This window comes from Arthrobacter sp., assembly GCF_031179385.1.
Lineage (GTDB): Bacteria > Actinomycetota > Actinomycetes > Actinomycetales > Micrococcaceae > Arthrobacter_D.
Window position 1 is genome coordinate 1 of the sequence record NZ_JAPSHV010000075.1, and the last position, 14,406, is coordinate 14,406.

Annotated in this window: 12 protein-coding genes and 1 pseudogene; 4 read left to right on the plus strand and 9 right to left on the minus strand. The window is 62.2% G+C overall.

Annotated features, from left to right (window positions below; translation table 11 throughout):
- The 8 genes and pseudogenes from RIF85_RS10895 to RIF85_RS10930 all read right to left on the minus strand — a co-directional run.
- Positions 1–709, minus strand: a pseudogene (locus RIF85_RS10895) (fumarylacetoacetate hydrolase); the annotation flags it as partial.
- Positions 710–766: 57 nt separating this feature from the next.
- Positions 767–1,558, minus strand: a complete 792-nt coding sequence (locus RIF85_RS10900) for an enoyl-CoA hydratase/isomerase family protein (RefSeq protein WP_309071932.1) — start codon at positions 1,556–1,558, stop codon at positions 767–769.
- Positions 1,559–1,560: 2 nt separating this feature from the next.
- A complete protein-coding gene (locus RIF85_RS10905) occupies positions 1,561–2,715 on the minus strand; it encodes a hypothetical protein (RefSeq protein ID WP_309071933.1) in 1,155 nt (384 codons plus the stop codon).
- Positions 2,712–3,980, minus strand: coding sequence for a CoA transferase (locus tag RIF85_RS10910; protein WP_309071934.1), 1,269 nt, complete (start codon positions 3,978–3,980; stop codon positions 2,712–2,714). The genes RIF85_RS10905 and RIF85_RS10910 overlap by 4 nt, the downstream gene beginning before the upstream one ends.
- A 99-nt stretch (positions 3,981–4,079) precedes the next feature.
- On the minus strand, positions 4,080–5,201 hold the full coding sequence (locus RIF85_RS10915; RefSeq protein ID WP_309071935.1) for an aldose 1-epimerase family protein: 1,122 nt from the start codon (positions 5,199–5,201) through the stop codon (positions 4,080–4,082).
- A 10-nt stretch (positions 5,202–5,211) separates the two neighbouring features.
- Positions 5,212–5,973, minus strand: a complete 762-nt coding sequence (locus RIF85_RS10920) for an SDR family NAD(P)-dependent oxidoreductase (protein ID WP_309071936.1) — start codon at positions 5,971–5,973, stop codon at positions 5,212–5,214.
- Between the two features lie 2 nt (positions 5,974–5,975).
- Entirely contained in the window at positions 5,976–6,890 is a 915-nt protein-coding gene (locus RIF85_RS10925; protein ID WP_309071937.1) for a sugar phosphate isomerase/epimerase, read from the minus strand.
- A 70-nt stretch (positions 6,891–6,960) separates the two neighbouring features.
- Positions 6,961–8,067, minus strand: a complete 1,107-nt coding sequence (locus RIF85_RS10930; protein ID WP_309071938.1) for a Gfo/Idh/MocA family oxidoreductase — start codon at positions 8,065–8,067, stop codon at positions 6,961–6,963.
- Between the two features lie 225 nt (positions 8,068–8,292).
- On the opposite strand from RIF85_RS10930, the gene RIF85_RS10935 reads away from it, so the two are divergent.
- From RIF85_RS10935 to RIF85_RS10950, 4 genes are read left to right on the plus strand one after another with little or no spacing between them, the layout of a single operon-like run.
- The gene (locus RIF85_RS10935; protein ID WP_309071939.1) at positions 8,293–9,375 is read left to right on the plus strand and encodes an ABC transporter substrate-binding protein; all 1,083 of its coding nucleotides are present in this window, start codon (positions 8,293–8,295) and stop codon (positions 9,373–9,375) included.
- A 9-nt stretch (positions 9,376–9,384) separates the two neighbouring features.
- Positions 9,385–10,953: a sugar ABC transporter ATP-binding protein gene (locus RIF85_RS10940; protein ID WP_309071940.1), complete on the plus strand. Its 1,569-nt coding sequence runs from the start codon at positions 9,385–9,387 to the stop codon at positions 10,951–10,953.
- On the plus strand, positions 10,950–11,969 hold the full coding sequence (locus tag RIF85_RS10945) for an ABC transporter permease (protein ID WP_309071941.1): 1,020 nt from the start codon (positions 10,950–10,952) through the stop codon (positions 11,967–11,969). The genes RIF85_RS10940 and RIF85_RS10945 overlap by 4 nt, the downstream gene beginning before the upstream one ends.
- Positions 11,966–12,985, plus strand: a complete 1,020-nt coding sequence (locus tag RIF85_RS10950) for an ABC transporter permease (protein WP_309071942.1) — start codon at positions 11,966–11,968, stop codon at positions 12,983–12,985. The genes RIF85_RS10945 and RIF85_RS10950 overlap by 4 nt, the downstream gene beginning before the upstream one ends.
- Here RIF85_RS10950 and RIF85_RS10955 read toward each other — a convergent pair.
- On the minus strand, positions 12,982–14,403 hold the full coding sequence (locus RIF85_RS10955; RefSeq protein ID WP_375164840.1) for an MFS transporter: 1,422 nt from the start codon (positions 14,401–14,403) through the stop codon (positions 12,982–12,984). The two genes, RIF85_RS10950 and RIF85_RS10955, sit on opposite strands and share 4 nt — an antisense overlap.
- Between the last annotated feature and the right edge of the window lie 3 nt (positions 14,404–14,406).

The window sequence follows — 14,406 nt, forward strand, 5'->3', positions numbered from 1 at the left end:
CCCGTGAATCGATAATGATTGCGACCTCGGGCTCGGGGTTGTTCCACAACGATGTGGAGAGGATTCCCACCTGGGCCGCCGTGCCCATGGCAGAGAGCGTTGGTCCTTTGGTGAAGATTTCGGCATCAGGGCCGATTCCCACTTCGAGGTACTGGCTCCAGAGCCCTTCCGCTACGAGATAGCTCTTGAGCCCCGCGGCCTCTGCAGAACCCGGACGCATCTCGTGGAGATCGGTGCCTATTTCCGCCAGAATCTTCTCGCGCATCCTGGCTGCGGCTTCGATGTCTCCACGTACGCGCTCCTCGATGACCCGCTCGATCATGGAGACTGCGAAGGTGACGCCTGCTGCCCGGAGCGTCTGCAGGTCAACCGGCGCGAGGAAACGCGGTCCCGAACCGGAACGGGCAACGGTGTTCTCGTAGATCTCATCAAGGCCACCGAGTCGTGCCCCCGCGGCAGCACGTGCAGCGGCAACTGGATCAGGGTGCTCGGAAAGCTCGCTGACAGTTGGGAAGGAAGCTGACAGATCGAAGACGCCGTCCTCAAGGAGGATGACAGGAGAGGGGCCCGCTACCGCCGGATCCCAGACCCGACCGACAAGTGTTCCCGCGTACCCGTCCTCGGGCAGCGTCCGGCTGGCTGCACCAAGGAATGATGTACCCGGCCGCTTCAGCGCATTGTTACTGCCGGTTGTTTTCTTAATGCTCATCATGTCTCCGTGTATCTGCTCTGGCATGGTGTTAGGTGCGGGGTGTCTGGGACTGGTTCACCGGCGTCGGAAATTTCCCTGCCGTTTCTCGGCGAAGGCAGCGCGGCCCTCGTTCGCATCCTCGGTCGCGAAAGTGATCGTTTGCAGATCCCGCTCATACGCGATTGCCTGGTCCTGCGGCAGGTTGTACGCGGCGCGCAGGTTCGCCTTGGCTGTTTCTACAGCGATCGGCGGACGTGATGCGATGATCGCGGCGATTTCGGCCGCTCGGGGGAGCAGGGCATCAGGGTCGACCACCTCGGAGACGAGGCCCCAGGCCAGCGCCTGCTGGGCGTCGATCGGTTCGCCCGTCATCAGCATGAGCGCGGCGTTACTCGATCCCACCGAATGTGCCAGGAACGTACTCATCCCGCCTCCTCCGATCCATCCGAGTTTGACCTCGGGGGCAGCGAAGGACGCCGCTGTTGAAGCAATCCGTATGTCGCAGGACATGGCTGTCTCCAGGCCTCCGCCAAACGCGTATCCATTGACCGCCGCAATGACAGGCTTGCGCAGGAGGCGAAGCGCATCACAGTAGTCCGCGCGATTCCGGAAATCCCAGGGCGTGGCGTACTTGTCCAACTGCCGGATGTCAGACCCGGCGCAGAAGGATCGTCCTCCGGCTCCGGTCAGGATGATAACGCGCACTTCATCGCTCTCATTGGCCCATTCGGCCACCGCGACCAGCGAGTCCGACATATCCTGCGTGACTGAATTGAGCTTCTGTGGGCGGTTCAGCGTGATGGTGGCGACGTAGTCCGAGCGATCGACAATGATCTCCTCGGTTTCCAGCTCGATGGGGGACAGCATGGTCAGACCCTTTCTGTGGTTACGGGCAGCGCGTTGACGAACCCGGCGCGCAGGCTGGCGAGGCCGCTTTCCGCACGCTCATGCCCGGCGACCACCGCCCGAATGATTGCTGAAGCGCTCGACTGGAAGGAGATGTAGCCCGGGAACCGGGGCCGTACCCAGGAGTCTTCGATCGTGGCGAGAGTGGAGCGGTAGAAACCATCAGATGCACGATTGACCTCATCGTCCACCCAAGCACCCCGGCTGGACGGCTGGCCGTCATGCTGGGGAATGAAACTGCGCTGAGTGCTGGCGCTCATCAGCCACTCGACATGTCTGATGAGTGCAGGGGTAACTTGGGTGCGCGCACTGATGGCGAGTCCGGTGCCTCCGATGGTCGATCCGTGGCGACCGCCAGCGACGGCGCTGGGGGCATCCGAGAAGCGCAGGGACGGAGACGAGTAATTGACGTAGCCGTACACGAGCGGACAGAACGCAATGTCGTCGGTGTCGGTCATGCGTTGGAGCAGGCTGATCGGGTTCTGGGTGAGTGAACCCTCTGGAGCGCGCGAGCTAATTGACCGCATGAGTTCCAGGACGGGGATGGCCGTGTCATCCGCTACCAGTTCAGTCATCGAGTCGCCCGCGTCAGCCCCGTAGGCGTCCCTCAGTGGTGCACCGTAGGCGGCGCAGATGGAGGCAAAGGTCAGAAACGCATGCGGTCCGGCAAGCGAGAGGGCTGTCGGAACCTTGGTCGAGATGTCCTCGACGTCGTTCCAGGTAACCGGAGCGTCCGGTACGCGGTCAGGTTTGCGCACTGCAACCTGGGTTGCAGCATCGAGCGGAAGCGCCCACTGGTGCCCGTTCAGGTAGTACGAGTCAAAGGTGGGTCCGACGGCCTGGCGGGACCACTGCTCGAGACGTTCCAGTCCGAACACCGTGTCCAGGGGAGTCAGGGATTGATGCTCGACTGCCTCACCCAAGTGCGGATGGTCAAGGACGATGAGGTCGTACCTCCTGGCCAGATCATCGACAGGGTGCGACTCGAAGCCTTCAAGGGAATGCGCTGACCACTCGAGGCGGAACCCGGTGTCGCGGCGCTGCTCTTCCCGCGCGGCGGCCAGGAGTGCATTTTTGCCGCGGGGGTGGTCCCACGTGATGCCTCGATAGGTGTTCACGCCGACCCTCGGCCCACGGTTGAAACGGGGGACTGGCCCGCGCTGACAGGTCCGTCCTCGGCTACAACACCGGCATCGATCAGTTCGGCCGCGCGGGTCTCTGCCATGCCCAGTTCAGTGAGGATCTCCAGCGTGTGTTCGCCGGCGACCGGAGCGCCCCGGTGAATCCGCGGAGGCGTCGCGGACAGCCGGTAGGGGAATCCTGGAGTTTTGACCAGACCCTCGGTGGGGTGCTCGTACTCGATGAAGGTGCCGTTGTGCGCGATCTGTTCATCATCAATCAGATCCTGGTAGTCGTAGACGGGGCCGGCCCAAATGCCCACGGCGCTGAGAAGCTCGAGCCACTCGGCGCTGGTGCGGGTAATGAGGCGCGCGGCCGTCTTTTCGAAGATTTCGTCGCGGCTGGTCCAACTGTCGGTCTCGGAGTCCATCCCCAGGAAAGAAGGCTCACCGATGACATCTCCCAGAAGGTGAAGGTCCGGCATGGCAAGCGCTATGAAACCGTCCGACGTCGAGAAGGTGCCGTAGGGTGCCCGGATGTAGACGTGAGCGTGGGGCTGTGCACCACGTGTCTGCGGAACCTTCCCCACCGTGAAGACCGACAGTTCCTGCATCTGCAAGGTGGTGATCGCATCGAGCATGTTGACCGAAACCAGTTGGCCTTCACCTGTGCGCTCACGGTGGAAGAGGGCGGCCAGTACCCCCTCGAAGGCAGTTGACGCCGTCACGGCGTCGACGAGGTACTGACCCGCCGCTGCTGGAGGTTCGCCGTGGCGGCCCGCGGAGAGCATTGCACCGCTCATCGCCTGGAGCAGCAGGTCCTGCCCGGGCCGGTTCCGGTAGGGGCCGTCCTCGCCGTAGCCGGAGATCGACACGTAGATGATGCCCGGATTGATTGCCTTGATCGTTTCGTAGTCCACACCCAGTCGGGCTGCAACGCCGGGCCGGTAGTTCTGGAGAAACACGTCGGACGTCTTGACGAGGTCGTAGATGATGTCCTTGCCCTCAAGCGATTTCAGATCCACCGCAATGGAACGCTTGTTCCGATTAAGCGACAGGAATGAAACGTTGATTCGGTTTCCTGTTGCTCCACCGGCCGCGGCATGGCGCTGCCATTCTCCGGTGGTTGGCTCGACTTTGATCACGTCAGCGCCGAGATCGCCCAGTCGCTGTGCGGCGAAGGGTCCTGCCATGGCGATTGAGCAGTCGAGCACACGGATACCCGAAAGCACTTCCGGCGCATCGTCGTCTATTGGGTTACTCATTGTGCTTCCTCTATTTCGGGGGGGCCAAGCATCCGTCGGTCAATCGGAGATCGACGGTGTGTCCCTGGGTGTGAAGTTATATTCAGTGCCGGCGGTGGACTACTCGGGTTGGTCGCCAACCGCTCGGATGGTGCTGCGCACTGAATCCACAGCGTTCTCACCCTCGAGGACGCGGATGGTGGTGCGGTAGTCACGGGATTCTCCGTGCTCGAGCCAGATCATCGAGCCGTCATCGCGGGCCGCTGCGTCGCCACTCACGTGATGCGTGGAGGGCTCCAAACCGATGGCGTATTGACCGCTGCGCAGGTTCTGCCACTCGAAGAAGTGCGGCATCCCTGCTGCTTCCCACGACACCTCGACGCCAAAACCGCTGTCAGCCGCGAGCAGTGCAACACGATGACGGCCCGTGTCATCGGCAATGAGTTCGTGCTCGAATACCTGCTCAACGAAGCCTTTCTGGGGCTGGGGGAGTTTCCGGTAGGAGACCGCCTGGGACGAAACGGAATCGGAGGCCCACAGAGTCGAGTCGATAGCGGCCACAAATTCGGTGCCCTCGTCGACCAACGGCCAGCCGAAGTTCAGGTGGTAGAGGAACATGTGCGGTGTTCGCTCGAATCCGAGATTGTCCACGACATCGTGCAGCCGGATCTCGCGGCCGTCGAAGTCCACTTCGATACTGCGGGTCAGGCGCAGGTGTTCGCCGAAGGAGGTGGCTTGAACTACCTCGCCTACTACCCGAAGGACGGAGGCCCCGTCGTCCGAGATGACCTCACGCGCTTCCAGCAGGCGGGCCGGTATTGCTGTCAGGCGGCCGTGCAGGCCGTGTGAGACCTTCTGTTTGGGCGGGTAGGCGTAGCCCGTGGCATCGACTTCACCGCCGAACAGTGTGTGGTCCAACCCGCCGCTCACGAGCAGCCCGTCGAGTGCGCGGAGCCAGGAGAGACCGCCCTCGTCATTGTGTTCATGCAGGCCGGGGTGCCGGAAGCCGTTTCCTGAGCGCCAACCCAGCGGCACGCCGCGATACCGTGCCGAGCCCAGGTCGAAAGCGCGGTCAACGAGTACTTCGATCTCGAGGCCCGCGGCGGTGCGAAGGTCGATCGCCCGTACTCCTCGCTCCACGCCGTTGTCCAGCACGACCTGGCGAATTCCAGCCACTGCTGACAGATCCCCGGTGCGCTCTGCGAGCTCTACCCTCGATACTTCTCTGCCAAAAATGTTCATGCGGGCATCCTCATTCCATGATCCATCCGCCGTCGACGTTGATTGTCTGCCCGGTGACGAACGATGCGTCCGGTCCGAGCAGGAAGGAGATGACCGCGGCGAGTTCTGCGTCCCGGCCACGGCGTTTCAGCGACTGGTGCGCCAGGACGTGCGCGGAATACTCGCCGGCGTCGCCCTGGATTTCCTCTGCCTTCGTGGGGAAGGCCCCAGGCGAGACCGCGTTCACCCGGACACCAAATTCGCCCAGCTCGCGGGCAAGCGCTCGGGTCAGCGAAACGGCCGCGCCTTTGGTCGATACGTAGCTTGCGAGGTTGGACCAGCCGCCATGCCAAGTGATCGACCCGACGTTGACAATCGCACCGGATCGCCGTTCGACCATCCCGCGCGCCGCGACCTGGGCGGCGTAGAAGTACGCTCGCTGGTTGACTGTCACAACGTCGTCGTATTCGGACAGCGGAATGTCGAGAAACGGCGTGCTGGGATAAATCGCAGCGTTGTTCACAAGTGCTTCGACCGGGCCGAACGTCTCGTTCGTGGTGGTGAGGGCGGTTTCGATGGCATCGGAATCCCGCAGGTCGACCTCGAGTATGCGAACCGGCACCGACGCTGCTTCGAGCTGAAGGGCTGTTTCTTCAAGCTCGACGCTCTTGCGTCCCAATACGCCGACAGCAAAGCCGTCCGCTCCGAGACGAAGGGCTGTGGCGCGGCCCAACGCGCCTCCCGCCCCCGTAACCACCGCAACCCGTTCGTGCAGCACGCCGTCTCCCGCCATCCTCAGATTCCGTACTTCTTGAGGGTTTCGACGATGAACTGCTTGGCGCGCGGAACGTCGGACTCATCAAGGTGCTCGATGATGAGCGGAACGTTGGGGTTGCGCTCGGCGAGCCGCTGTAGGTAGAGGTCGTAGTTGAGCGACCCCAGGCCCGCAGCGGGCAGTTCGATCTCGCCCACACCGCGGAAGGTGTGGGAGGCAAGGGCGTTCTCGTCACCGATGTCCGCGTGCTTCTCGCTCTTGTCCTCACCGGCCCGCTTGACGTCTTTCGCGTGGGCGATTCTTACCCGGTCGCCCAGGGTGTCGAACACCTCGTTCAGGACCGCATCCATGCTGTCGATATTGGTGCCGTCGAAGTAGTTCGTCGGGTCCATCAAAAGTTCCAGGCCGGGAGTCCGAATATCGTTGAATACGCGGACAGTCTCACGGACTGAACCGATCACGTTGTTGACGTAGGTCTCCAGCAGGAACGTGGCTCCGTGATCGTAGGCGGTCTGGGCAAGATCCGCGAGGACGTCCCGTACCTGCTCGTATCCGTCCTCCGACCGGTTGTGGGGGTGGTGGTCCCACTCACTGTCAGGATTGAACGTGCCCGATTCGCTGATGACGTATGGGGTGCCGAATGAACGGGCGTTGCGGAGAATCTCCTTCAGGTACTCGACGTTCGCTTTCCGGTGCTCCGGATCTGGATGAACGATATTCGTGTAACCGGAGATGGCACAGATGGGCAGGTCGTTATCGCGGAAAGTGTCACTGACGCGCTTCGCCTTTTCCTTCGTGATCTGGCCGGCTGAGAGGTCCAGGTCCTTGAAGTGCAGGTCCAGCTGCACTGTATTGAAGCCGAGATCGCGGATGGTCTTCGCGGTCGTCTCGAGCTCGTAGGGGAAGTACCCCGTGAAGATACCTACTTGAATCATGGCGCCATTGCTCCTTTGAGTGTGGGAATTGAAATAGAAACGGAAGTGCTCTGGTGGGTTTGCTGTGTGATCAGAGGTTGAACTCGTTGAGGAAGACCGGCCGATGTTCGGCGATGGACCGGTAGCCGGCCTCGATCAGGGCCATGGTCTTGACGTTGTCCGCGACGGAGAGCTCGGGGTCGGTGCCGGTTTCGACGGCGTACTGCACCTGTTCCATTACGCCGATGAAGGCGTGCGGGAACCAGTGGGTTTCCCATTCGGGGGTGACCCATTCACCACCGGTGGTCAACGCGGACGCGTAGGTAAGGGTTGACGGTTCGCCCGTGGGCCAACCGATCGTTCCCTGTGCAACCCCACGTGTGCCCTCGACCCGCCACTTGATGTAGATATCGGAGTCGAAACCCTCCTCACGGGGTCCGCTCCACACATCCTCCATGGATACGGCCAGGAGATTGTTGGGGAATCGAAGGGTGGACACCACGATGCCGTCTTCGTGCTCGAAGCTGGTCCGCGGATCCTCACGCGCAACCGTCATTATTTCGGTGGGTTCACCGAAGAGGAACCGTAGCGCATCCAGGTGATGGACGCTCATGTTGGCGAGCGTGAGGCGGTCGTAGTTCTCAAGGAACCCCTGCCAATGCGGAATCGCGCGCATTTCAATGGTGGCAAGGACGGGCTCACCGAGCTCTCCCCGCTCAAGAAGCTGGTGGAGGACTCGAATGGACTGGTCGTACCGCATGTTCTGGTTGACCGAAAGGATCTTTCCGGCCGCCGCTGCCTCGTCACGCAGCGCTACTGCCTCATCGAGGTCCAGCGCCAAGGGCTTCTGCGCGAGTACTGCCTTGATATGTGGCGCTGCGAGCGCCCGCCGGATGAGAGCCGGCTGCTGATCCGGCGGGTAGGCGATGTCGAGGATTTCGACCGCGGCATCGTCGATGAGGTCCTCGGGCGTCGAATGAACGGTCGGGATGCCGTAACGAGCAGCGACCTCCCGCGCCTTTGCCTCGGTACGTGAGGCGATGGCTACTACCGGGAACGCTGCCTGGCGGTACGCCTCCAGGTGAACGTCCGACATGATCATGCCGGCTCCGATGCAGCCGACGTTGGAACCGCGGCTGCGGATTTCGACGTTCGGAGACAGCTGGGACTGCTCTGCCGCCATGGTTGTGCTGCTCACTAGTACTCCATTCGCGTCGTTGCGACGACCTGTTTCAGGACTGGGTGGATCGGTGAAGCTCGTTTTCACACCATATCAAGAATTAGTGATAGCGCTACTGGTAGCGCTAACAATTTTAAGCTAGTGTCGCTGAGTACATCCCGTCAACGCCCGTTCCGTCCTGAGGCTAAGCAGCATTCGATGCAGGTTGACGCAGATGGAAACCCAGACTTCAAAGGAGAAATCATGGCTAGAACACAGCTCGGCACCTCCCTCAGTAAGGCAGCGGGCCTCACCGCAGCCGCCTCGGCCATCATCCTCGTTGCAGGCTGCACCAGCGCACCGGCGAACTCGAGTGGTGCTCCTGACACCGGCGGAGATGAAAAGTTCGTCATTGGATTCGAACAGCCCCTCGGTGGGCAGGCCTGGCGCGAGATGGGTCTTGCATCACTGCAGGCCCTCGCCAACTCACCCGAATACAAGGACAAGGTCGAACTCAAGATCGTTCGGACCAACGACAACGATGCTGCGCAGCAGAACGCTGCAATGCAGAACCTTATCGCCGACGGAGTTGATCTGATTCTCTTCGATCCTGCATCGTCGAGCGGTGCGGATGCGGCCATCACGCAGGCATCAGCACAGGGCATTCCAGTAATCGCCAACGGTGGCCCCTACGAAAGCGACGACGTCTACGTTGTGTCCACCGACTGGGCGACCGCCGGAACCATCGGCGCTGAATGGCTGCTGGAAAACCTCGGCGACAACAAGAAGATTGCAGTGCTTGAGGGACTCGCGGGAGTACCGCTGAATGAAGGGTCGATGCCCGGAGTCGTCGAGACCCTTGAGAAGGGCGGTGCAACCATCGCCGCACAGGACACCAACGGCTGGAACGAGGCGACGGCGCAGGAGTCGATGTCGAAGATCCTGCGGTCCAATCCGGATATCGGCGGGGTCTACTCCTTCCTGACCGGTGGGCAGGGCGTGCCTGAAGCCTTCGCGTCAGCCGGCATGCCATTTGTTCCGGTTGTGGGAGGCTCGGGCTATAACGGCGAAGCTTGTGCCCTGGTGGAGCACGACGGCGAGGGCCTGACCGGGAACATGGTCTTTGGCCAACCATCCATCTACGCGAAGGGTCTTGAGCAGGCGGTGAAGCTCCTTGAAGGCGAGGAGATCGAGAAGCAGCAATTCTTCCCGCCGCTGGAGATCACCAACGAGAACGCCGCGGACTACTGCCTGGATGACAAGCCGAGCAACTTCCAGCTTGGTTACGACTTCCCGGGCCTGGAACTCAAGCTCGAGGACGTCATGCAGTACTACTCCGGATCCTAGGAGATCGCAGTGACTGACGCACAACTTGGCACTGCCGGCCCTGCGCAGATCCCCTTCCAGCCGGAGGGAGAGCGCCCAGCACGGCCGGAGGCCCTCCTCGTGGCTACAAACCTCGTCAAGAGCTACGGCCCTGTTCATGCTGTGCAGGGCGTGAGCTTTCAGTGCAACAAGGGCGAGGTACTCGCCCTTGTCGGTGAAAATGGGGCAGGGAAGAGTACCGTGGCGAAGATGCTTGCCGGTGCCGTCGCGCCAACGTCCGGCAGCATTGCTGTCAATGGTGAGCCGCTGATCTCCGGCAGCGTCAAAAAGTCGCGTCAGTCCGGCGTGCGGTGTGCCTTTCAGGAACTTGCCCTGGTGGCGGACTGGACTGTAGCGGAGAACCTCAGCCTGCCCGACGGTGCGCCGCATCACCGGTTCTCCCAGAAGAAGTCGGTGGCAGCTGCTGCAGAACTTCTTGGAACGCTGGACCTGCCACATATCGATCCCCGGGCGACGGTGGGTTCTTTGTCGCTAGCTGACCGGCAGTTGGTGGAGATAGCACGTGCGCTGGCCGGCGGGCCGGAACTGCTCATCCTCGACGAGGCCTCGTCTGCGCTCACTCCACCGGGGGTTGCTTGGCTTTTTCAGCGCATCCGCGAGCTTACGGCCGAGGGCGGTAGCGTCATCTACGTCTCGCACCGGTTGGGCGAGATCGCCGAGATCGCCGATCGCGGAGCGGTGCTTCGTGACGGGAAGGTCGCGGGGGAGTTTGTCCGTGGCGGATGGACGGATGACGAGCTGGTTTCGCTTATGGCGGGGCGGGAAGCCGCACGATTCTTCCCGGATCCGCCACCTCGAATCACCGACGACGTCGCCCTCTCCGTCTCTAATCTCAAATCGGATGGGGTACACGGCATTGGCCTTTCCATCGGGGCCGGGGAGATCCTGGGAGTCGGCGGACTGCAGGGCCACGGTCAGGCTGAATTGCTTCGGGCCCTGTTCGGGGCGGCTCCGGCCACCGCTGATTCCTGGACGATTGCTGGCCGCACAATCTCGGGCACTACGCCCGTGCGCTCGGTCCGATATGGGGTTGGCTACGTGCCCGAGGATCGAAAGAAGGAGGGCCTGGCGCTCGAGATGAGCGTGGGGGAAAACCTCCTCGTTCCCTGGTTCAAGGCCTATCAGCTTGGCGGGCGGCCACTCCTCTCCCGCGAGCGAGGGTGGATAAGCGGCATCCTCGACGCACTGTCGGTGCGGACACGCGGGCCCAAAGAGGCCGCTGGTTCCCTCTCGGGCGGGAACCAGCAGAAACTGGTCTTCGGCCGCTGGATGGACCGCTCGCGCACGGTCATCCTCCTGCACGATCCGACCCGCGGCATAGACGTACGTGCAAAGCAGGAATTGTATGCGGCCATCGTCGATCTGGCGAAGCAGGGCGTGGGTGTCCTGTGGTTTTCAACTGAAGTGGAGGAACTCGTGCACGTATGCCATCGGGTCGTTGTGCTTTACCAGGGCGCGGTTATTGACGAGCTGGAGGGCGAACGACTCACGGGCGATGCCGTGGTTGGCGCCGCCATGGGACTGAGGGCAGCCGCATGAGCGTCCTTGCATCCTCTTCGGCTTCCGCGCCGGCCCCGACGCGCCTGCGTTCCGGGGGTGGCATGGTCCGGTTGCGTCGAGAAGGAGCGATCGCGCCGGTATCGGCCTTCATCGTGTTTCTTCTCGTCTACGTAATCATCAACCCCGAGCTGCTCACCCGGTTCCAACTGCAAACCGCAGCGAATCTCGTTGTGCCTCTGGCTCTGGTAGCCCTGGGGCAGCTCATCGTAGTACTGGTCGGCGGGATCGACATCTCCATCGGCGCAATCATGAGCCTGTGCAACGTTGTGTTCGCAACCCAGCTCGAGGCGGTCCCACCACCTGTCGCAATCCTCCTGTCGCTCGGCGTCGGGCTCGGCTGCGGCCTTTTCAACGGACTTCTGGTTGCCTACGGAGGGCTGCCCGCCATAGCCGTAACTCTGGCGAGTGCGTTCATCTTCGGGTCCCTGGCAAGTGAGGTGCTGGACCGGCCGGGCGGCGGACTGACCAAGGAAATCTACCTGGCAACAAGCGGGGAACTCGTCCCGTTCCTTCCCGTCTCCCTGGTCTACCTCGCGATCGTTGCAGTCCTTCTGTGGCTGCTGCTGCAACGAACTGCACTGGGCAGGCATATCTACGGGGTCGGCTCCAACATGGAGAGCGTGAGGGCGGCCGGCCTCAACGCGCGGCTCACCAAACTGATCGCTTTCGGGCTAGCCGGAATGGTGACATCCGTCGGTGCAATGATGCTGGCTGCTTCCACAGTTACCGGTGACCCCCGAAGCGGAGATGCCTACCTCCTCAGCTCGATCGCCGCAGTTGCTTTGGCGGGTGCAGCGTTCACCGGGGGAAGGGGCAGCATCATCGGTACAGTGCTTGCTGCATGCACCCTCGGGCTGATCGGTAACCTGCTCTTCTTCGCCGGAATCAATTCCTACTGGCAATACGTCATCAGTGCGCTCATCATCTTCACGGTTGTCGGGCTGCCTGTCATCTGGAGCAAGATCGCTTTCGCTGTGAAGGGAGCACGAGCATGACCGTGAGCGCCGCGCCACCCAACAACCCATCGGTCGAGACGCCGCAGGGAAAGCTTCGGGGACGGGCATCAATCAAGCAGGCTGCCTCTCTCGTTCCCCGCAGCGTATGGCCGCTCCTCGCCTTCCTGGTGCTATTCGCTGTCGGCGGTGTCATCAGGCCGAATCTCATCACTGTCGAATCACTCATCGGAACGGCTACGTTCGCGATCATCCTTGCGATCGCATCATTCGGTCAGACAATCGCTGTCATTCAGGCCGGCATCGACCTGTCGGTGCCCAATACCATCGGGTTCTCCGCGCTGTCCTTCCTGGGGCTGGTGGGACCGTTGGGCCCTGCTGGTGCCTTCGTGGGGGCACTCGCGACAGGCGCCGTCATTGGATTCTTCAACGGGATCGTCGTGTCGAAGCTTGGACTGACTCCGATCGTCACCACCATTGCGATGAACGGATTGCTCTTCGGAGTCATACTGCTGGTATTCAACTTCTCGGAACTGACGGCAATCCCCGAATTCATCGTTGCGATCACCTCGGCAAAGGTTTCATTTCTGGGGCTCGAAATGGCGGCGGTGCTTCCGTTGGGGCTCGCCCTGATGGTTGTGCTGCAACTGCTGCTCAGCTTCACAGGGTGGGGTCGGTCGCTCTTCGTCGTCGGCTCCGCGGCAGAAGCTGCGCGGCTTGGAGGACTTCCGGTGGACCGCATCCGGGTTGGTGGCTATGTACTCAGTGGAGTCCTCGCCGCTTTCGCAGGCATCGTGATCGTCGGTTATTACCAGCAGGCGTCGGCAACCATGGGCGCCGGGTATCTGTTGTCGTCAGTCGCGGCGGTGGTGGTTGGCGGCGCCTCGATCTTCGGCGGACGCGGATCAGTGGTCGGTACAGTGGGCGGCGCACTGGTACTGGCCCAGGTGTCCACGCTGGTCACCGTGCTGAACCTAGGCGCGAACATTCAGCAGCTCATCTACGGGGTCATCATCCTCGTAGTCATCTCGCTGTACGGGCGCCAGGGGAGGGGTTAGCGCAGTGCTGGTTCCTGTTCAGCTGTTGATCCTGCGCTGAGCGTCGTGAGGGCGAGAACCGCGGCGAGAGCGAGAACACCAGCGGCGACGGTGAGTGAGGCGCTGTACCCGACAACTAGAGCCTCACCTGTGCCCATGGAATCGAGGTGCGCCGTCGCAGTGACCGTGGCGGAGACGCCGGCAAGTACCGCCAGACCAAGGGCGACGCCAATCTGCTGAGCAGAATTGAGCAGCGCGGACGCGATTCCGGCCTTGTCGGGATCGACCCGGTAGACAGCAGCCTGGGTCAGGGCGATGACGCCGAGCCCGAACCCCAGGGCGAGGATGAACATCGCGGGAGCCAGGTGCAGCCAGTAGTTGGCTTCAACGGTTATCACGGAGAACCAGAGTGCCGCTGAGGCACTGAGCAGGGCACCAACACCCGCAATGATCCGGGGCGCGAACCGAAGCAGAAGCTTCGGAGCCGCACCGGCACCGAGCACCAGACCCCCGGCGAATGGCAGCCATGCCGCGCCGGTCTGAAGGGGTCCGAAGCCCAGGACGTTCTGGAAGTAGAGAGTGACGACGAAGAACGTTCCCATGGGGCCGATTGCCAACAAAAGCATGCTCGCATACGCCCCCGAGCGGTTCCGGTCGCGGAACAGGCTCAATGGCACCAACGGACTCCTGCTCCGAGACTGGTTGAAGATGAACACCGCAATCAGCAGGGCAGCTGCGCCGATGAGCAGGAAGGCTGTGGGGTCCCCCAATCCCTCCTCACCTAATCGGGTGATGGCGTAAACGAGGGCAACCATCCCGCCAGTGCCGAGCAGTGCTCCAGTGGCGCCGAGCCGGCCGCCATGGCTATCAGCGCTGACGAGAGTCCGGCTGCCGAGCAGGACGAGGAGACCGATCGGAACATTAATGAAGAACACCCATCGCCAGCCAAGGGTTCCCGTGAGTAACCCGCCAAGAAGCAGGCCGATGACAATGCCGAGTCCCGACATGGCTCCGTAGAGGGCCAACGCAGTATCGCGGGTCTTCCGGTCAGGGAAAGTAGTTGTGATCAGCGCCAGCGCGTTGGGCGCCGCCAAAGCCGCGCCAATACCCTGAACCGCGCGGGCGGCAATGAGCATCATGGCGTCCTGTCCGAGTCCACCGGCGAAGGATGCAGCGACGAAGACGCCGATACCCACCTGCAGCGTGCGGCGGCGCCCCCACACATCACCCATGCGCCCTCCGAGCAGGAGTAGCGCGCCGAACGCGAGGATGTAGGCGTTGACGACCCAGGGGAGATTGACGGAGTCGATCCCAAGTTCGTCCTGAATGCTCGGCAACGCGATGTTCACGATCGAGTCATCAAGCACCAACATCAGCTGGGCAGTAGCGATCACCAGCAGTGGGATCAGTGCGGTGCGCTGGCTTGTCATTACGGTCACGGG